The following is a 17,006-nucleotide window of genomic DNA, read 5'->3' on the forward strand; positions in this document are numbered from 1 at the left end:
GCCGCCTGTGGTTGTCGGTTACCTCGGCGGTCCCCGTTCATCGGGGGTAGACATGGTGGCAGGGTTCGCGCAGTTGGCGGTGGAGCTGTACGACGCGTCAGGCATGGCTGAAACGGTGGCTCGGGTGCTGGAGTACGCGGTGGACGCCACCGGGTGCGATTGCGCGGGAGTTGTCCTGGTTCACCGCGAGAAGGGCCTGCAGACAGCCGGTGTCACGGACCAGCGGTTGGCGCACGCTGACAGGCTGCAGTTGCAGTACGGCGAGGGGCCATGTGTACCGGTGAGCAGGGATCACCCCAGTGTCTTGCTCTGCGACACCGTTGTCGACCAGCGGTGGCCACGGTGGAGCCCACGGATAGCCGAGTTCGGGCTGCGCAGCGTGCTCACAGTCCCGCTGTTCACTGCCCGGTCGACCCTGGGCGCGCTGAACCTGTATGCGAACCGCCCTGGCCAGTTCACCACCGTCGACGAGACCACCGCGTGTCTGTTGGCCCGGCACGCCTCGGTCGCGGTCGCAACCGTCCGGGACGCGTCAACTTTGGCGCACGCGGTAGAGGCCGGCACCCTCATCGGCCGGGCTCAGGGCCTGTTGATGGAGCGGTTCGGCATCGACGCCGACCAGGCGTTCGCGGTGCTGCGCCGCTATTCGCAAGACAACAACGTCAAGCTCCGCATCGTCGCCGGCGCGCTGGTCACCACCCGTCGGCTTCCGACCAGTCACCAGCCGGTCAAGCCGACGGATGACCGGTGAGCAGCTGATCGATGGTTTGGCCTCGGTTGGCGATGTGGAGTGGGTGGGCGGTCTGATCAGGTGTCATCGTTGCGGGTTCGGCAGATCCTGGCCGACGTCATGGCCGGCGACCGAGGCGCGCTCCCCGAGCGGCTGTGCCGCTCTTGTGCTGTGGCGATACCGGTCAGCGGAGTCGGATTGGCACTGATGACCCCGGCAGGTCACGGCGGCACCATCGCGGCCACAGACGGGGCAGCTGCGGTGATGGAAGACCTCCAGCAGGCTCTGGGTGAGGGGCCGTGTGTGGATGCCTCCCGGGACCGGCGGCCGGTGCTGCAGTCCGACCTTGCCGTGACAGGGGTTTCGCGGTGGCCGGGCTTCGCCGCCGGCGCACTCGAGGCGGGGATCGCGGCTGTTTTCGCGTTCCCGTTGCAGGTCGGGGCGATCCGGCTGGGAGTGCTCGATCTGTACCGCGACACGACCGGTTCGTTGGACAGGCTCCAGCTGCGCGAGGCGCTGGCATTCGCCGAGGCCGCGACCACGATCTTGTTGCACCTGCAGGACAAGGCCCCGCGGGGCCTGCCGCTGCACCCCCGGCTCGCGGAGACCGTCGAGAGCCGCCGTGAGATTCATGAGGCGACTGGGATGATCACGGTGCAGGCGGCGGTCGGCTTGACGGAGGCGCTCCTCCTACTCCAGGCCCACGCCTACAGCAGTGAACGTCCACTGATCGACGTGGCCAGGGACGTCGTCGCCCGACGGCTTCGCTTCCAGCCCGAAGACGATCATCATGAATAGGCAGCACCCGGTCACGGGTCAGGATTGCGTCAGAGAAGAGATTGCCATGAGCAGGGAGCAGCGGTTGGCTGGCGTGTTCGTCGAGCTCGCGGACACCCTCGTCACCGATTTCGACGTGATCGATTTCCTGCACACGCTGACCGAACGCAGCGTCGAGCTGCTGCAGGCCGACGCGGCCGGCCTGATCCTGGTCGACTCGCGAGGCCAGCTGCAGGTGCTGGCGTCTACCACCGACCAGGCTCGGGTGCTGGAGCTGTTCGAACTGCAGGCCTCCGAGGGGCCCTGTCTGGACTGCTTCGCCACCGGGCAGCCGGTGGTGAACATCGACCTGGCCGAGGTCGAGGCCCGCTGGCCGCGTTTCCAGGCCGCGACCACCGCGGCCGGTTTCCGGTCCGTGCACGCCCTGCCGCTGCGGCTGCGCGGTCAGGTCATCGGCGCGATGAACCTGTTCTGCCGGAACCAGTCCAGCCTCAGCGACGACGACCTCGCGGTGGGCCAGGCCCTGTCGGATGTCGCCACCATCGGGCTGCTGCAGGAACGCACCGTGCGCCACGGCGAGATCGTCGCCGAGCAACTCCAGGCTGCGCTGAACAGCCGCATCCTCATCGAACAGGCCAAAGGAGTACTGGCCGAGCGAACTGGCATCGACGTGGACGCGGCCTTCGCGATGCTGCGCGCCTACGCCCGCCACAACGGACGCAAGCTCAGTACTGTCGCCGCCGCAGTGATCGACGGCTCCCTGGACGCGGCTTTGTCCAAGACCCAGGGGCACGGCAAGTAGTGACGATCTGCTGAGTCTGCCGCCCCAGGCTGTTGTTGTGGCTACCCAGCTTGGACCGTGTCTGTCGTTCCGGATGAGTCAAGTTTGGGTCTGGTTCAGGCGGCGAGGCCTGCTCGGGTGAGGAGGTCGTCGATCGCGGCGTCGTAGGTTCGGCTGGCTGTGTGGATCTCGGATCGGGTGTACAGCCCAGCGCAGGGTCAGGAAGACGCCCACCGGGATGGCGACGGCGTAGCCGACTGCGAGTGGTGATGCCTTCAGATGGTGGCCGGTCTGCTCGACTGCGACCTCGAGGCCGGCGCCGAGGGCTGTCAGGGCCGCGAAGATGCCGTAGTGACCGTAGCCACACAGATAGGACCGGTTGCGGCGGTCGCTGAGAGCCTCGAGAAAAGTAGAGCCACCAGGGCGCGAACAGCACGACGAGGGACGAGACACTGACCCCGCTGATAGTGGCTACCGGCTGCAAGCCGACCTCGTCGTGAGCTGGCCAGAAGTCGAGCGTGAGACAGCCACCCGGATGCTCACGAAGGCAGCGGCGATCTGTCCCTATGCCAAGCTGACCCGCCAGGGCACCCCAACCACGATCAGCCTCGCGCCATAGCTCGGCCATTCGGCTGTCAAAGAGCGAGAAGTTCCTGCTTCGGTGTCGAAATGCCCATGTCATGTCCGACGTAGGGGTGACCCTCAACCACTCCCGACATCCTCCGAAGGAGTTCCACCATGTCGTTCCAGGCTCACCCCGACACCATCGAGAAGAAGACTGGCCAGAGCCCGCGCAAGGTAGTCGCCGGTTACTTCTTGTCTCTCGATGGAGTGGCTGAGGCTCCCGACCGGTTCATCACCGCTTGGGATGACGAAACGGATGCCAGCGGCGCCAATCTCATTGAAACCCAGGACGCGGTCATTCTCGGCCGCCGGAGTTACGACGAATGGGCTGCGTTCTGGCCAGGCAGCGAGATCCAGCCTTTCGCCTCCTTCATCAACGCCGTTCCCAAGTACGTCGCAACGTCGACGCGGCTCGAACGCGAGTGGACCAACTCGCGCGTGATCGACGGCGGGCTGGTCGATTTCGTGCGGGACCTGAAGGAACGGCCGGGCGGCGATATCGGCGTCCACGGCAGCATTTCGGTCACTCGGACGCTGCTTGCTGCCGACGTCGTCGACGAGCTCAGGCTCGTCATCGCGCCGACGATCGTCGGGAGCGGGCAACGACTGTTTGACGGGTTGCCACCCATACAGCTCGAGACGATCCGCAGCACTGCCTCAGCTACTGGCCACCTTCTAGTCGACTATCGCGTGGTCCGCTAGGCGCACTTCGAGCACAGAGGTACCCACTAGCCAGTGCACGCTCATCGGCACCAACCTCGGTGTCGCCCTGGCGCAGGGTTGCGGTAGAGATGCCCTCGTGTTCGACCAGGTCGTTGCCTTCGACACCGAAGGCCTCGGCGTTGCCGCGGCGACCGCGATCAGGCAGGCGTCGAAGGAGTCACCTTCATGCAGAGGTACTTGTCACAGAGCGCGCCTCGGTAACCAGGCCGTGATAGGTACAACTCGCGGCATCCGGAGGGGAGTGTCACCTTGGCTCCTCATCTCCATTCTGTTGTTTGCGTAAGTGACGAAATGAAGGCAGAATCGGACCTTCGAAAGAGAATCTCGTTCCGCGAGACCGCTGGCAGCCGGGGCACTCCATACGGGGCCTGTTGTCCCAGCAGTCCCATGAACCGGAGGGTTCGGAGATGAGCTTGTTCGGCATGTTGAAAGACAAGGCGTCGGAGCTGTTGCAGGGCGCCAGTGGCAAGGTGAGCGAGGTGACTGGTGTCGACCTGCCTCTTGGTGCTGTCGCCGACCTGGCCGGCCAGAGGGTCACTGACACTGCCGCCGGCAGCCTCGGCGAGGCCACCGGCCAGGAGTCTGAGCGGTGACCTGCGGCTAGCCCCGTGGGGACGTCATCTGGCTGCTCTCGCGGCGCAAGAATTCGGACCGGCAGATCGCCAGCGTCCCTTCGTCGGTTGGCCAGATTCCCTGCAACCAGTTGATTTTCGCCGGCTGGGCATCGACGGCCTGCGCCGCGGGAGTGAGCCTTGCCTTGAAGGAGACTGTTCATGCATCCGATAACTTCACCGGGCGCGCCTGATCGCAGGCTGTTCCGGCTGCTGTGGCTGTCGATCGCGGCGGCGCTGGCGACCATCGGCCTGAAGAGCACGGCGTACCTGCTGACCGGGTCGGTCGGTTTGTTGTCGGACGCCGCCGAGTCGCTGGTCAATCTCGTCGCTGCCGTCGTCGCGCTGGGTGCGCTGGCGTGGGCGAGCAAACCGGCCGATGAGGAGCACGCCTTCGGTCACACCAAGGCCGAGTATCTGTCTGCGGGTGCCGAAGGCATGATGATCTTCGTCGCGGCGATCAGCATCGCGGTCACCGCGATCGACCGGCTCATGCACCCGCAGCCGGTGGAGTCGGTGGGGTTCGGGCTGCTGCTGTCGACCGGTGCGTCCGTGATCAACCTCGTGGTCGGTCTGCTGCTGCTCCGCACCGGCCGCGCGCACCGGTCGATCATTCTGGAGGCTGACGGCAAGCACCTCATGACCGACGTGTGGACCTCGGTCGGTGTGATCGTCGGGGTCGCGGCAGTCGCCATCACCGGCTGGCAGCTGCTCGATCCTCTGATCGCATTGGCAGTGGCCGTCAATATCGTCTACACCGGAGTCGGCCTGCTGCGCCGCTCGATCGGCGGACTGATGGACCGCGCGCTACCCGAGCCCGAACAGGCGCAGATCCGCCAGGTGCTCCGGACGCGGGAGAACCCGAGCGTGCAGATCTACGACGTGCGCACCCGCCAGGCCGGCCAGCAGGCCTTCGTCACCGTTCACGCCCGCGTACCCGGCGACTGGACCATCCGGCGCGGGCACGAGCTGGTCCAGCAAATCGCGGCCGACCTACGCAAGGAGCTACCTCACGCGGTCGTCTCGACACACCTTGAGCCTCTCCAGGAGCCAGCTGACCAACACTCCGGCGCCCAGTGACAACATCGGTGGCCGACCGCGAGGCGGTCGGGCGCCGAGCCGCGTTGCTCATCGAGCGGTGGCACTGGCGAGGCTTTATTTCGTTAGTTGCGAAAGTGACGAAATGATGGCAGGCTGGGTGTCACCGAAGGGGAGTAGTCCACAAGCCCGCGCGTCGACACACTGAGGCCTCTGGTCTCCGGCCGCGGCACCCGCGCAGTAACTGCCGGGTGGGCGAGACCTTCGGCCCGTAGACGTCGCTATGCGTCGCGGGCCGAGGTCTGTTTTCAGGCTGCCTCGTCCCCGCGTCGCCTTGAGAGCTGGGGCGATCAATATGTGGCATTTCGTGTTGCTCATCGTGTGTGCGGTGGTCATCTATCTGGCGTGTGAGTGGTTCGTCAACGCGGTGGAATGGCTTGGGCTGCGACTGAAGGTCGGCAAGACCGCGGTCGGGACGATCCTGGCCGCATTCGGTACTGCGCTGCCGGAGTCGGTGGTGACCCTGGTCGCGGTGACCACCGGTGCTACCGCCGAGGCCAAGGACATCGGTGTGGGTGCCGCGATGGGCGGCCCGTTGGCGCTGGGCACGGTCGCGTACGGCGTGACCGGAGCGATGCTGGTCCTGCAACGCCGCAAGAAGCGGGCGATGGTGCTGGCCGCGGCCGGCGGAGGTTCTGCGGACCAGTCACCAGCCGACCAGTCACCGGTCGAGGAGGCATTGTGCAGCGCTGAGGTGACTGCCCGGCTGGCCAAGGACCAGCATTGGTTCCTGGCGATCTTCGTGGTCAAGGTCGCGCTCGGCCTGGTGGCGTTCGCGTTCAAGCCGGCCCTGGGGCTGCTGTTCTTCGCCGCCTACGCAGTGTATTTCTGGCGCGAGATGCGCGGTGGTCCGGACACCAACGAGGCCGGCGAGCACGATCAGGGCGAGGACCTGGCCCCGCTGAAGCTGCAGTCAAAGGCGACGTCGCCGGCGACCTGGGCGGTCGTGACGCAGACCGTGGCCGCGCTGGCAGTCATCTTCGCCGCGTCGCAACTGTTCGTGAAACAGCTCGAGGCCGTCGGCCCGATGATCGGGCTGTCATCAGCGGTGACGGCGTTGCTGCTCGCGCCGATCGCGACCGAACTGCCCGAGATCATGAACGCGATCATCTGGGTCCGCCAGGGCAAGACCGAACTCGCGCTGGCGAACATCTCCGGCGCCATGATGATCCAGGCCACCGTTCCCAGCGGCCTGGGTCTGCTGTTCACCAGCTGGCACTTCGACAACGCACTGCTGTGGTCCGGGCTGGTCACCATGGCGGCGATCGTCTACCTGCTCGCCACCATGCGGGCAGGCAAGCTCAGCGGCGTCCGCCTCGGCACCGCAGCCCTGTTCTACATCGTGTTCGCCATCGGCCTCGTCCCGCTGATCAACTAATGGACTTCGCCGCGCAGGGCCGTCACCTGCCGGGTTCCCGAGACGCCTGCTTGACGGCCCAGCAGCTAACCCATAGGCCCCTTGTCTATCTGGCGGGATTGCGCCGCCGGGCGCAGTACGCCGCTGAAGCGGCCAAGCAACAGAAGATGCCGGTCTACACGATCACCTTGGGGACCGACGCGGGCTCGTTCGAACTCGACGGGATCCGGCAACGGGTCCCGCCGAACCGCGCCGAGATGCGCGAACTGTCCCAGACCACCGGCGGCCAGGCCTACACCGCAGAGTCGGCCGGTGAGCTGAAGGACGTCTACAACGACATCGGCTCCTCGGTCGGCATCGAAACCGTCGACCGCGAGGTCACGGCACGGTTCGCCGGGATAGCGATGCTGCTCGCCGTCGCGGCCGCCGCGGCGACGGCCGCCCTGGGGGTGAGGATCCCGTGAGCGTCGCGGCGACCCGGATGGGCGCACCGACGCCAGCTGTGTCGTTGCCTGATCACCTCACCGGCCCCGTCGTGGTCACCGTGTGGGTCGGCGCTCTCTTCGCGCTGGCTGCTGTCGGCTTGGCTGTGCTGGCGGCTTTCCTGCGGCGCGGCGAGCAATCCTCCGGGCGCCTGGCGCCGGCGACCAATCAATCGGCCCAGACGATGACTCCGGCCTCGATGTGCGGCTGGGCGCCGATCGTCGCCAGCGGGATCATCTTCGCGGTCGTGACCGTTGACCTGGCCGCAGACGGTCCGCTGCGGCACTGGGACCGCGCCGTCATCGCAGCCACCGGCCCGGTCATGTCACCCCCTGACGTGCTGTGGCAAACGCTGGCCGACGGTGGCAGCCCCCCAACACTGGCCGCCGTGCTCATCGCCGCGATCGGCATCCACCTAGTGGGCCGACGGGGTACGCGGCCAGCTGTGCTCGCGGCCGGCTGGGTCGTCGTGGTAGCGGCCACGATCTGGTCGGCCAAGACGGTGATCGGACGCACCCCGCCCTGGAGCCGGGTAGATCTCCTCCACAGCGGTGGCATGTCGTATCCATCCGGCCACTCCACCTCAGCAGCCGCGCTGCTCCTCATCGCGGCGACCCTGGCCACCAGCCCCGGATCGCGGGCCGACCGGATCGTCAGCTGGAGCGCGCCCGTCCTGGCCGCGGTAGTGGCGATCGCCACCGTCCGCCTGCAGTACCACTGGCCCAGCGACGCCATCGCAGGCTGGGCCCTCGGACTCACCCTCGGCCTCGTGGCCCGCCGCTCCATACGTCGTACAACCCGATCGGTCTGATGGACCTGGCCATGCCGCACCTGGACGGGATCGAAGCGACCCGGCGACTGGTCCAGCTCCAGCCACAGATTCGCGTGGTGGCCTGGACGTCCGCGGCCGGCGGTCGACAGGCCGACGCCGCACTGACAGCCGGAGCCGTGTCGGTGATCTACAAGGACGCCGAGCTCGAATCGATCATCCAAGCCATCCGCGTCGCCATCGAGTCAGGCCGCTAACACAGACTGCGGTTCCAAGTAGCTGACCCAACTGCTGCTCGGGAGGGCGTCGCTGGGCAGGCCGTCCACCAAGCTGCCGGGTCACGGTGATGTCGGGTCGGATGCCGCGGCGTAGGCGGCGTCGAGGCGCTCGAGCGGGCCTGAGCCGTCGTGCGGCTTTGGCGGGGCGCCGAGGTGGCGGGCGCGGAGGTCGTCCATAAGCTCCTCGATGAACGCCGGACCCTCATCGCGCATGAGCTGCTGACGGGCCCGGAGCTCGGCGCTGCCCGAGCGCCAGTCGAGGCCCCAGTTGCCCAGGGCGTAGATGATCGGGAGAGTCTGGATGCCGGCTTCCGTGAGGCTGTAGCGAGCGCGTTGCCCCCGCGCTGCGGTGCCGCGGGTGAGGATCCCTGCGTCGACGAGCCGCACGAGGCGGTCGGCGAGGATGTTCGAAGCGATGCCCTCGACCGACCCGGTGAGCAGCGCCCGAAAGTAGCGGCGGTCGCCGAAGATGACATCGCGCAGCACGCGCAACGACCAGCGATCTCCGAGCACCTCGACAGCGGCGTTGATCGGACACCCGGACCGTGGTTCCACGACTCCTCCTTGACAGGTACTTCGCTCCAAATATAGTACTTGCAGAACGCAATCACTATTCGGAAGAGGAGACGATGGGCCACTTCGTATATTCGATGAACGTGTCCCTCGACCTGCGGATCGAGCAGGTTCCTGGGGACAACGGTGCTGGCGAGTGGCTGCGCATCGACGAAGAATTTCACCGCGAGGCCAACGCGCAAGCGCAGGCGCTCGCGCTGATGGTCCAGGGCCGGGTCGTCTACGAGGTCATGGAGGAGTACTGGCCACGAGCGCGCGCGGACGTGTCGCTGCCGGACTACATGCGTGAGTACGGCGAGATCTGGACTGCCAAGCCCAAGGTGCTTGTCTCCCGCACGCGCCGCAGCGCCGATCACAACACCCGGATCATCGGCGGAGACGACGCGATCGAGCAGCTCGCCGCCCTCCGTGCCCAGACCGACGGCACCATCAGTGTCGGTGGCGCGGCGCTCGCTACGCAGCTGCTCCGGGCGGGGCTTCTCGACGAGCTGCTGCTCTGCACCCACCCGGCCATCCTCGGCTTCGGCAGGCCGCTGTTCGACGAATACGACGTGCCGATCGACCTCGATCTGCTTGAGCAGCGATCGTTCGGATCAGGCGTCACGATGCGCCGCTACGCCATCCGCGATGTCAGCGAGGCAAGCTGATGCTGAGGCAGGTCGCGGACGGCGTGCTGATCCACGAGAGCGAGTTCTGCCAGAGCAACGCCGTTGTCGTGCAGGGCCAGGCTGGCGTGTTGCTCATCGACCCCGGGGTGCATGCCGACGAACTTGACTGCCTCGCCAGCGACCTGGCCGACTCCGGCCAGACTGTGGTGGCGGGCTTCTCGACGCATCCTCACTGGGATCACCTCCTCTGGCACTCCGGGCTCGGCTCGCCGCCCCGTCACGCCACCGCGCGCTGCGCGGCCACTGCCAGGGATCGGCTGGCAGGCGGGGTGGATGCGGTCGCAAAGGCCGCCGGCATCCCCGAGCAGGTGCCGCTCGACCTGCTCGGCCTCATCACCGGCCTTCCCGCTGAGACCGCGCGGATTCCGTGGGATGGCCCTCACGTCCGGATTGTCGAGCACCAGGCGCACGCCCCGGGCCATGCGGCGCTGGTGATCGAGGAGCGCGGGGTTCTCGTCGCCGGCGACATGCTTTCGGATGTACTGATCCCGATGCTCGACCTGAACGGCACCGCCGACCCGATCGAGGACTACCTCACCGCGCTGCGGTTGCTCGAGGGCGTGGCAGGCGATGTCGATGTCGTTGTCCCGGGCCACGGGTCCGTCGGCGGAACTGACCAGGTGCACGCACGGATCGACCAAGATCGGGCGTACGTGCGCGCCTTGCGTGACGGCCAGGATCTCAGCGACCCGCGGGTTGGTCCGTCGGCCAAGCGCGGCTGGGAATGGGTGAACAACGTGCACACAGGGCAACTACAACGCCTCGCCCAGCGAAATGATGGCGGAACGACATGAACAGCCTGAACGATCCGCGGTTGTCGCAGGCCCGGCATCGGGCCAGACCAGCCACACCCACCCATTCCGCGGGCTCGCCGGCACAGCTCATTGCCACGCTCGCAGCGATGGTGGCCACCACGAGGTCCGTAAGGGTGACTGCGACATACCAAATACGCTTGGATTGCCGTGGCCCCCGGCACCCCTCACAGGTCTACAGTCGCGACATAGGCAATCCGTCAACATTGGAGCTCTGATGAGAATGGCTGCTGAGTCCCCGACGATCGTCCTGGTCCACGGTGCATGGGCCGACGCGACCGGCTTCGACGCCGAAATCCGTGCCCTGCAGGACCGCGGGTATGCCACCATCGGGTTCGGCAACCCGCTTCGCGACCTTGCTGGCGACGCCGCCTACCTGGCCGAGTTCCTGCGGACCCTGAGCGGTCCGATCGTGCTCGTCGGCCACTCCTACGGCGGCAATGTGATCTCCACCGCCGCCATCGGCAACGAGCAGGTCCAGGCACTCGTCTACCTCAACGGCTGGATGTGCGACGTCGGCGAGAGCCAGCAGCAGCTCCTCGAAAGGTTCGCAGGCAGCCTTGTAGGTCCCTCGATCCGGCCTGTCCCGTTCACCAATCCCGACGGGAGCGAGGGCACCGACCTCTACCTCGCCCCCGAGGCCTTCCAAGAAGCCTTCGCCGCCGACGTCGATCCTGCGAAGGCCGCAGTGATGGCCGCGGCACAGCGGCCCTACGCCGCCGCGGCATTCGCAGCCACGCCGTCGGCCCCGCCAGCGTGGAAGACACTGCCGTGCTGGTATTTGCTCGGCACCGAGGACAAGGCCATCCCGCCGGAGCTGCAGCGATTCATGGCCGAGCGCGCCAACGCGACGATCGTGGAGGTCGCGGCTTCGCACGTCTCGTTCGTGTCCCAGCCCGAGGCCGCGACGCAACTCATCCTGCAGGCCGCCGAAGCGAGAGCCGTCGCCGGCTGACCAGCGCTCCTGCCGGGCCGCTGCGACGACCCGACGATGGCGGTCTCTCACCTCCACTCAAACCACAGCGCCTCACGGCGCACGAAAGCAGCGTTGAACGGCTTCGAGATCACGTTCGACGGACGCATGTCCGCCGGACGCAAGCAGAATCACAGATCAGTTACACCGTTTTCTTGACAGAACCCGCGCGTTTGCGTGCGCGGAATGCCGCGACGCTCTGGCGATGTGCGCAGGTCTGGGAGCAGTAGACCTTGGACGTGTTCTTGGACAGGTCGATGTAGACGGCGCGGCAGGAGTATGCGGTGCACGTGCCCAGCCTGCGTCCGCCGTACTCGCTCAGCATCGCCGCCACGCCAGTCAGTGTCGTGGCGGCCAGCCAGCTCGCGCAGTCCGGCCGGGTGGAGGTGAAGTACCGGTACGGCCACCCGTCCCGGTGGCTCATCCGTGGTGTCGCACCGCTCGCGATCAGGCCGGCGTCGAGGGCGGCGACGGCACGTGCCGGTTCGGTGGCGGCGAACTCGAAGATCACCCGCAGCGTGTCCCGCAGCTCCCTCGTTTCGCGCACCTGTGCCGCGTCCACGTGCCATCGCGCCGCGGGCTCGTCGGCGGCGGAGACGGCTTCGTCGTGAGCTCGCAGGAAGTCCCGCAGGTCCTCCGCGCGTTCCAGGGTGTCCTCGCCCGCCATGGGCAGGAGCGTGTTCGCGAGATCGACGGCAATGTTCAGCGAGAGCAAGGTGTAGTCGTCAAACGGCGTTTGACCTGTCACGCCATCCTCCTCTAATGTGTAATACGCAAAGCTAATTTAGCCTACTACGCCCCAAGTGAGGTCAGCGTATGTCGTGCAGCGCGTCGGAAGCCTCACCTGACATGACCGACCGACGTGCCGGCGCTGGTCCATCGGGGCGCAAGGCGGGATTTCTCTTCGGGTGCCAGGTGCTTCCGCAGTTCGTCGCGATGGGAGCTCCTTCGGTCGCGTTGCCCGCGGTGGGCAGATCGCTCGGACTGCCGTTCGGAGCGACGGCCTGGGTTCTCGCCGGATGGGCGCTGACCTCGGCGCTAGCGATGCCGCTAACCGGCAGGCTGGTGCCGAGGTGGGGCACTCGCCGAATTTTGCTGTTGATGACGGTGATGATGTCCGGTGGGTCGCTCATCGCGGCGTTCGCGCCGTCGTTGCTGATCCTGGTCGCGGGCCGGCTGATCGGCGGCTTCGGTGCAGGCGGCATGATGATCGCGACCTACAGCGCCCTCACCGGGCTTCTAGGGGGCAAAGAGCGGGACCGTGCGCTGGGCACCGTGGCCGCCTGCGGCGGAATGGCCTCGGCCTGCGGCACGATGGTCGGTGGTGTCCTGACGGCGTGGCTCGGCTGGCGCGCCGCGATGGCAGTGCCGGCGTTGGGTTTGCCGCTGCTCGTGTTCACCGCTCGGCTCGCCCCCGCGGGGCAACGGGACACGCCGCGGCAGAAGCTGGACTGGGGCGGCGCCGCGGCCCTTGCGGTGCTCGGCGGAGCGTTCGTGACTTTGCTGCAAGCACGATCCACCGGGCTGTCCCTGCCGGTGATCCTCGCTCTCGTCGTGGCCGCGGTGCTGTCCGCCGCGATCCTTGTGCGACGGTTACGTCGCAGGCCGGACGGGTTCGTTCCTCGCCGGGTGGTCGGCGCGCCGGGTTTCCTGACCAGCGCTGTCGCGGGCCTGGCGATCTTCGGTGGTTATTACGCGCTGTTGTTCGCGGCACCGGCCTTGATCGAAGGAAACACCGGGTGGGGAAGTCTCGAAGTGGGTGCGGTCCTGCTTCCGGCGGCGTTGTGCTCCCTGGTCGCCGCACGGCTGATCCGCCCGTTGACGTCACGGGTGCGTACCTGGCAGATCACCGCGGTGCTTGGCGTGCTGTCGATGACCGGCATGCTGCTGGGGGCGCTCGGCGATCCGGTTTTCGTCGTGGTGGCCCTGGCACTGGCGGTCTGCGGATTCACCGGCGCCCAAGCCGTCCTGTTCGGCCTGGTACCGAGGTTGGTGGCCGATAAGGACAGTGACACCGCTCAGGGCCTGTTCTCTTTCCTGGTCTACGGGGGCAGTTCGATCGGCACCGCGGTTGTCGGTGGCCTGGCTTCGGCCCTGTCGTTGTCCGCCGCGTTGGCCGTGGTCGCCATCCTGCCCGCGGCTGGTGTGGCCGTGAGTGTTCTCGGCCGCCCAGGGGAGGAAACGGTCCGTCAGGCGGAGGCTCGGTCGTCGACCGCCTGAGAACTCAGAGCACTCTTCGAAAAGGAGGAACCCATGGCAACCGCTGTAGTCAACGGCATTCGCATGCACTACCGGCGTATCGGGGAGGGTTCCCCGATTGTGCTGCTGCACGGCTGGCCGCAGACGGGGTACGCCTGGCGTCACGTCGCCGACGACCTGGCCGCCGACCACACCGTGATCGTGCCCGATCTGCGTGGTTACGGCCGCAGTGACAAGCCGGCCGGGGGGATGGACAAAGGCACGATGGCCGCCGACCTTTCCGCGTTGTTGCGCGAACTCGGTTTCGAGCGGATCGCCGTGGCGGGCCACGACCGTGGTGGGCGGGTAGCCCACCGCTGGGCACTCGACCATCCGGCGGAGGTATCCCGGTTGGCGCTGCTCGACATCGCTCCGAAACCCGCCCTCGCCCAGATGAACCGGGAAGACGCCGCACAGAGTTGGCACTGGTGGTTCCATCGTCAGCGGGATCTGCCCGAACTGCTGGTCGGCGCGGACATCCCGGCGTACCTGAACTTCTTCTACCAGAGCATGTCTCACAACCGCGACGCCATCACCCCTGATGCGGTCGACGAGTACGTCCGCGCCTTCTCCCGGCCAGGAGCGCTGCGGTGCGGCTTCGACGACTACCGCGCCGACGTGATCGACGATGTTCGTGACGAGGCGGACGCCGCTGCCGGCCGCAAGCCCGAGATGCCCATGCTCGTGCTGTGGGGAGAGCAGGGTGCCCTGGCCTCGTCCTCGTTACTGTCCAACTGGCAGCGCCACGCGCACGACGTGCGGGGCCAAGCAATCGCCGACAGTGGCCACTTTCTTCCGGAGGAAGCACCTGAAGGTGTCGCACGTGAGCTGCGAGCCTTCTTCGGCTGACTTGCGTCGTTGCAGAGAACTGAAAGGCGTGACCGCTCCGGGTCCTATCTGGATATCGAGTCGTTAGGCCCGGCGGCCGCAGGCACCGGGTGATCGAGGTCCTGCTGCTGCACCGAGTTCATCGGCCTGGACGGCGTCGGTGTCGGGAGGATGACGGCAAGGAGTCTTGTCGCACCTTGGTCCGACACGTACGGGTCATACCGGCTCCGAGAGGATTCGGTGCCGACAGTCTCGTGACGGAGCGGCATCGTTATCCAGGGCGGCTGACGCGATCGAAGCAACGGCCTCAAGCCTGAGGCGGGCGACGTGGGTCGACCGCCTCGCCGCGGTCGTTGGACCATGAGCGACCCGCGAACTAGCTGAACGTCGGTCCATCGGACTGCGCACAGTTCGCCGCGGCGGCAGCCGGTCACCATCACTAGCCCATGGAGAACACTTTAGGTGCATTCAGTCCCAAACCCAGTCCCGGAGGGGACGCGGTGCGGCGCCGAGTTTACGTTTCCCCAGGTCACAACTGGCGCCCCTGACCGAACATCTTGCGAACGTCCAATTTCGATCAGACCTGGACAGGTTGTTCGCCAAGGCTGCCCTTAGTTCGATGGACCGACCTGCGCGCGAGATCGCGGAGACGCGTACCTGCCCCTGGGGGCAGTATGTCTGTTGCCATGAGCAGGTTGGCGAGCGGCGCGGAGTGGACCGCCTCTGTGTACCCACTGGCGTCCCCGCTCACGAGCGACTTGCCGTGATTAGTCCGTGTTCGTATGCGGCGATCGCGGCTTGGGTACGGTCGCGCAGTTCAAGCTTGGCGAGTATTCGTACGACGTGTGTCTTCACCGTGGCCTCGGATACGAACAGCTCATTGGCGATTTCGCTGTTGCTCATGCCGCGTGCCACGACGCGGAGCACGTCCAGCTCGCGCGGCGTGAGCACTGACAAAGCATCCGGCACAGTATTGGGGGCTGGTGGGAGAGGAGCGGAGGCGAAGCGCTGGATCAGGCGTTGGGTGAGCTCCGAGGAGAGCATCGTCTCTCCGGCGTGGACCTCCCGGACTGCGATGGGCAGCAGGCGCGGCGGTGCGGTCTTGAGAAGGAACCCACTTGCTCCGAGACGCAGCGCGTCGAAGACGTACTGGTCCAAATCGAAGGTGGTCACCACAATGACCTTCACCGGCCAGGACGAAGTGGCGAGCAGGTGCCGAATCGCGGTGATGCCGTCCATCCCCGGCATCCGCACATCCATGATGACGACATCCGGGCGCAGGCTTCGAGCCGTGTCCAGGGCCTCCTGTCCGGTGCCGGCCTCTGCCACCACTGAGATATCCGGCTGGGCGTCCAGCATGAGCCGGAGGCCTTCTCGGACAAGGGCCTCGTCGTCGGCCAGCACAACGCGAATCACGAGACGGTCTCGGGGTCGATCGGCAACACGCTGCGGCCACTCGCGGGTGATGTTTCGGAGGCGAGGGGCAGCACCGCCAGCACCCGCCAGCCTGAGCCCACGCGTCCGGCCTGCAAGGTGCCGCCATACAGGCGCACCCGCTCCTGGAGGCCGTGAAGCCCGCGACCCGCTGTCGTCGTGGAATGAGGCCGGGCCGAGACGCCGCCCTCGTCGTCGACCACCACGGTCAGGACGCCAAGGTCTGCCCGGATCCTCACGACGACTGCCGAGCGGGAACCGTGCTTGAGAGCATTGGTCAGGCTTTCTTGCACGACCCGGTAGGCGGCCGTCTGCAGTCCAGGCGGGACGTCCTCGGCAACTGGGGGCGAGTCCAGTTCTGTGAGCAGGCCCGCGGCCCGGACCTCCGCGACGAGGCCGGGCAGGTCCGCCAGTCGCGGCTGGGGCCCGAGTTCAGGATGGTCGGCGCCCAACAGATCGAGCATGCGGCGCAGTTCCGCTGCTGACTGTTCGCCCGTGCGCTGAACAGCATCAAGCAGGGAGGACGCACGGTCTGGGGCAGTGTGGACCAGTTCCTGCGCAGCCCCTGCCTGGACGACCATCACCGCCACTCCATGAGCCACCACGTCGTGCAGTTCGCGGGCCAATCGGCTTCGCTCAACGGCTCGCGCATCAGCCTCCGCGACAGCACGTTCTGAAACCAGCCTGGTAGCCAGGTGCCGCATGATCCGCCCCGCCGCGGCCGCCGCCCCGAAGAGTGCGAGCCCCCAGACGATGTCTCCCGGCGGCTGCCCCGGCGGTGCGGGCACGAAGACGATCGAGACACACATCGACACCAGGACGGCCAACGTACCCAACCATGCCGTCCATCGGCCGCCGTAGGCGTTGACGGCGTGCACCGCGACGAGCCAGGCGATGAGAACCACGAGCCCGTCCGTCTCAACGGGAGGCTGCGAAACCAGCGGTAGCAGAAGCGCGCTCGCGGCACCGCCGACAGCGATGAGGGGCCTCACACGACGCCACGCCAGCGGTGCGGCTGACAGGATCGCCACCGCCGTGCCCATGCCCTGAGGCCCAGGGGCTGTTTGCGTTACCCACACTTCTGTCAGTGCGGCGACGAGCAGTCCGGCCGCGGCCAGCAGGTCGGCGGCAGGGGGTCGTTCAGCACCGCTGAACCGCATACCTGTGAGGGTAGACCTGCCTGCGGCGCTTGGGCGTCAACCTCGCGATGGATGCCGCCGTCCGGAAGGTCGACACCGGCGACCAGAGG

21 protein-coding genes are annotated in these 17,006 nt (G+C 67.0%); 16 read left to right on the forward strand and 5 right to left on the reverse strand.

Going from position 1 to position 17,006, the window contains the following annotated elements; genetic code table 11:
• The first annotated feature begins 52 nt into the window (after positions 1 to 52).
• The 3 genes from ABD210_RS05495 to ABD210_RS05505 all read left to right on the forward strand — a co-directional run bounded on the left by ABD210_RS05495 (position 53) and on the right by ABD210_RS05505 (position 2,309).
• Positions 53 to 751, forward strand: coding sequence for a GAF and ANTAR domain-containing protein (locus tag ABD210_RS05495; protein WP_344109467.1), 699 nt, complete (start codon positions 53 to 55; stop codon positions 749 to 751).
• 69 nt (positions 752 to 820) lie between these two features.
• Positions 821 to 1,528 (forward strand): GAF and ANTAR domain-containing protein, encoded by a 708-nt coding sequence (locus ABD210_RS05500; protein WP_344109469.1) that lies wholly within the window; start codon positions 821 to 823, stop codon positions 1,526 to 1,528.
• A 46-nt stretch (positions 1,529 to 1,574) separates the two neighbouring features.
• Positions 1,575 to 2,309 carry a GAF and ANTAR domain-containing protein gene (locus ABD210_RS05505; RefSeq protein ID WP_344109471.1) on the forward strand — a complete coding sequence of 245 codons (735 nt, stop codon included), beginning with the start codon at positions 1,575 to 1,577 and terminating at the stop codon, positions 2,307 to 2,309.
• A gap of 78 nt (positions 2,310 to 2,387) precedes the next feature.
• On the opposite strand, the gene ABD210_RS32405 is transcribed toward ABD210_RS05505, so the two are convergent.
• Positions 2,388 to 2,741, reverse strand: a complete 354-nt coding sequence (locus ABD210_RS32405; RefSeq protein ID WP_425552630.1) for a low temperature requirement protein A — start codon at positions 2,739 to 2,741, stop codon at positions 2,388 to 2,390.
• A 43-nt stretch (positions 2,742 to 2,784) separates the two neighbouring features.
• Between ABD210_RS32405 and ABD210_RS05510 the strand changes: the two genes are divergently transcribed.
• From ABD210_RS05510 to ABD210_RS05545, 8 genes are all read left to right on the forward strand, one after another.
• Positions 2,785 to 2,907, forward strand: a complete 123-nt coding sequence (locus ABD210_RS05510; RefSeq protein WP_344109474.1) for a hypothetical protein — start codon at positions 2,785 to 2,787, stop codon at positions 2,905 to 2,907.
• Positions 2,908 to 3,026: 119 nt separating this feature from the next.
• Entirely contained in the window at positions 3,027 to 3,614 is a 588-nt protein-coding gene (locus ABD210_RS05515; RefSeq protein ID WP_344109477.1) for a dihydrofolate reductase family protein, read from the forward strand.
• 443 nt (positions 3,615 to 4,057) lie between these two features.
• Entirely contained in the window at positions 4,058 to 4,228 is a 171-nt protein-coding gene (locus ABD210_RS05520; RefSeq protein ID WP_344109479.1) for a hypothetical protein, read from the forward strand.
• 180 nt (positions 4,229 to 4,408) lie between these two features.
• Positions 4,409 to 5,326 carry a cation diffusion facilitator family transporter gene (locus ABD210_RS05525; RefSeq protein ID WP_344109481.1) on the forward strand — a complete coding sequence of 306 codons (918 nt, stop codon included), beginning with the start codon at positions 4,409 to 4,411 and terminating at the stop codon, positions 5,324 to 5,326.
• 325 nt (positions 5,327 to 5,651) lie between these two features.
• Positions 5,652 to 6,722 carry a sodium:calcium antiporter gene (locus tag ABD210_RS05530; protein ID WP_344109484.1) on the forward strand — a complete coding sequence of 357 codons (1,071 nt, stop codon included), beginning with the start codon at positions 5,652 to 5,654 and terminating at the stop codon, positions 6,720 to 6,722.
• 50 nt (positions 6,723 to 6,772) lie between these two features.
• The gene (locus ABD210_RS05535) at positions 6,773 to 7,165 is read left to right on the forward strand and encodes a vWA domain-containing protein (RefSeq protein ID WP_344109486.1); all 393 of its coding nucleotides are present in this window, start codon (positions 6,773 to 6,775) and stop codon (positions 7,163 to 7,165) included.
• Positions 7,162 to 7,995 carry a phosphatase PAP2 family protein gene (locus ABD210_RS05540; protein ID WP_344109488.1) on the forward strand — a complete coding sequence of 278 codons (834 nt, stop codon included), beginning with the start codon at positions 7,162 to 7,164 and terminating at the stop codon, positions 7,993 to 7,995. Before ABD210_RS05535 ends, ABD210_RS05540 begins: the two co-directional genes overlap by 4 nt.
• Entirely contained in the window at positions 7,995 to 8,210 is a 216-nt protein-coding gene (locus ABD210_RS05545; RefSeq protein WP_344109490.1) for a response regulator, read from the forward strand. Before ABD210_RS05540 ends, ABD210_RS05545 begins: the two co-directional genes overlap by 1 nt.
• Before the next feature lie 81 nt (positions 8,211 to 8,291).
• Here ABD210_RS05545 and ABD210_RS05550 read toward each other — a convergent pair whose 3' ends face one another.
• Positions 8,292 to 8,786 carry a winged helix-turn-helix transcriptional regulator gene (locus ABD210_RS05550; RefSeq protein ID WP_344109492.1) on the reverse strand — a complete coding sequence of 165 codons (495 nt, stop codon included), beginning with the start codon at positions 8,784 to 8,786 and terminating at the stop codon, positions 8,292 to 8,294.
• Between the two features lie 101 nt (positions 8,787 to 8,887).
• Here ABD210_RS05550 and ABD210_RS05555 point away from each other — a divergent pair, with 101 nt between their 5' ends.
• The 3 genes from ABD210_RS05555 (at position 8,888) to ABD210_RS05565 (ending at position 11,239) form a co-directional block, all read left to right on the forward strand.
• Entirely contained in the window at positions 8,888 to 9,451 is a 564-nt protein-coding gene (locus tag ABD210_RS05555; RefSeq protein ID WP_344109495.1) for a dihydrofolate reductase family protein, read from the forward strand.
• Positions 9,451 to 10,266, forward strand: coding sequence for an MBL fold metallo-hydrolase (locus ABD210_RS05560; RefSeq protein ID WP_344109498.1), 816 nt, complete (start codon positions 9,451 to 9,453; stop codon positions 10,264 to 10,266). Before ABD210_RS05555 ends, ABD210_RS05560 begins: the two co-directional genes overlap by 1 nt.
• Positions 10,267 to 10,501: 235 nt before the next feature.
• Positions 10,502 to 11,239 carry an alpha/beta fold hydrolase gene (locus ABD210_RS05565; RefSeq protein ID WP_344109500.1) on the forward strand — a complete coding sequence of 246 codons (738 nt, stop codon included), beginning with the start codon at positions 10,502 to 10,504 and terminating at the stop codon, positions 11,237 to 11,239.
• Positions 11,240 to 11,399: 160 nt separating this feature from the next.
• On the opposite strand, the gene ABD210_RS05570 is transcribed toward ABD210_RS05565, so the two are convergent.
• On the reverse strand, positions 11,400 to 12,005 hold the full coding sequence (locus ABD210_RS05570; protein ID WP_344109502.1) for a CGNR zinc finger domain-containing protein: 606 nt from the start codon (positions 12,003 to 12,005) through the stop codon (positions 11,400 to 11,402).
• A gap of 101 nt (positions 12,006 to 12,106) precedes the next feature.
• On the opposite strand from ABD210_RS05570, the gene ABD210_RS05575 reads away from it, so the two are divergent.
• Both ABD210_RS05575 and ABD210_RS05580 read left to right on the forward strand, forming a co-directional pair.
• Complete coding sequence (locus ABD210_RS05575; RefSeq protein ID WP_344109504.1) at positions 12,107 to 13,477, forward strand: MFS transporter; 1,371 nt, start codon at positions 12,107 to 12,109, stop codon at positions 13,475 to 13,477.
• A 33-nt stretch (positions 13,478 to 13,510) separates the two neighbouring features.
• Positions 13,511 to 14,344: an alpha/beta fold hydrolase gene (locus ABD210_RS05580; protein ID WP_344109506.1), complete on the forward strand. Its 834-nt coding sequence runs from the start codon at positions 13,511 to 13,513 to the stop codon at positions 14,342 to 14,344.
• A 726-nt stretch (positions 14,345 to 15,070) separates the two neighbouring features.
• Here ABD210_RS05580 and ABD210_RS05585 read toward each other — a convergent pair.
• Positions 15,071 to 15,736 (reverse strand): response regulator, encoded by a 666-nt coding sequence (locus ABD210_RS05585; protein WP_344109902.1) that lies wholly within the window; start codon positions 15,734 to 15,736, stop codon positions 15,071 to 15,073.
• Complete coding sequence (locus tag ABD210_RS05590) at positions 15,736 to 16,917, reverse strand: sensor histidine kinase (protein ID WP_425552631.1); 1,182 nt, start codon at positions 16,915 to 16,917, stop codon at positions 15,736 to 15,738. The genes ABD210_RS05585 and ABD210_RS05590 overlap by 1 nt, the downstream gene beginning before the upstream one ends.
• Positions 16,918 to 17,006: the final 89 nt, after the last annotated feature.

Origin of the sequence: Kribbella alba (assembly GCF_039529635.1) — a bacterium.
Taxonomy (GTDB): domain Bacteria; phylum Actinomycetota; class Actinomycetes; order Propionibacteriales; family Kribbellaceae; genus Kribbella; species Kribbella alba.

Coding starts and splice junctions, on each gene's coding strand:
- ABD210_RS05495 (WP_344109467.1), top strand. CDS start 53: ATGGTGGCAGGGTTCGCGCAGTTGGCGGTGGAGCTGTACGACGCGTCA.
- ABD210_RS05505 (WP_344109471.1), top strand. CDS start 1,575: ATGAGCAGGGAGCAGCGGTTGGCTGGCGTGTTCGTCGAGCTCGCGGAC.
- ABD210_RS05515 (WP_344109477.1), top strand. CDS start 3,027: ATGTCGTTCCAGGCTCACCCCGACACCATCGAGAAGAAGACTGGCCAG.
- ABD210_RS05520 (WP_344109479.1), top strand. CDS start 4,058: ATGTTGAAAGACAAGGCGTCGGAGCTGTTGCAGGGCGCCAGTGGCAAG.
- ABD210_RS05525 (WP_344109481.1), top strand. CDS start 4,409: ATGCATCCGATAACTTCACCGGGCGCGCCTGATCGCAGGCTGTTCCGG.
- ABD210_RS05545 (WP_344109490.1), top strand. CDS start 7,995: ATGGACCTGGCCATGCCGCACCTGGACGGGATCGAAGCGACCCGGCGA.
- ABD210_RS05560 (WP_344109498.1), top strand. CDS start 9,451: ATGCTGAGGCAGGTCGCGGACGGCGTGCTGATCCACGAGAGCGAGTTC.
- ABD210_RS05565 (WP_344109500.1), top strand. CDS start 10,502: ATGAGAATGGCTGCTGAGTCCCCGACGATCGTCCTGGTCCACGGTGCA.
- ABD210_RS05575 (WP_344109504.1), top strand. CDS start 12,107: ATGACCGACCGACGTGCCGGCGCTGGTCCATCGGGGCGCAAGGCGGGA.
- ABD210_RS05580 (WP_344109506.1), top strand. CDS start 13,511: ATGGCAACCGCTGTAGTCAACGGCATTCGCATGCACTACCGGCGTATC.
- ABD210_RS05590 (WP_425552631.1), bottom strand. CDS start 16,917: ATGCGGTTCAGCGGTGCTGAACGACCCCCTGCCGCCGACCTGCTGGCC.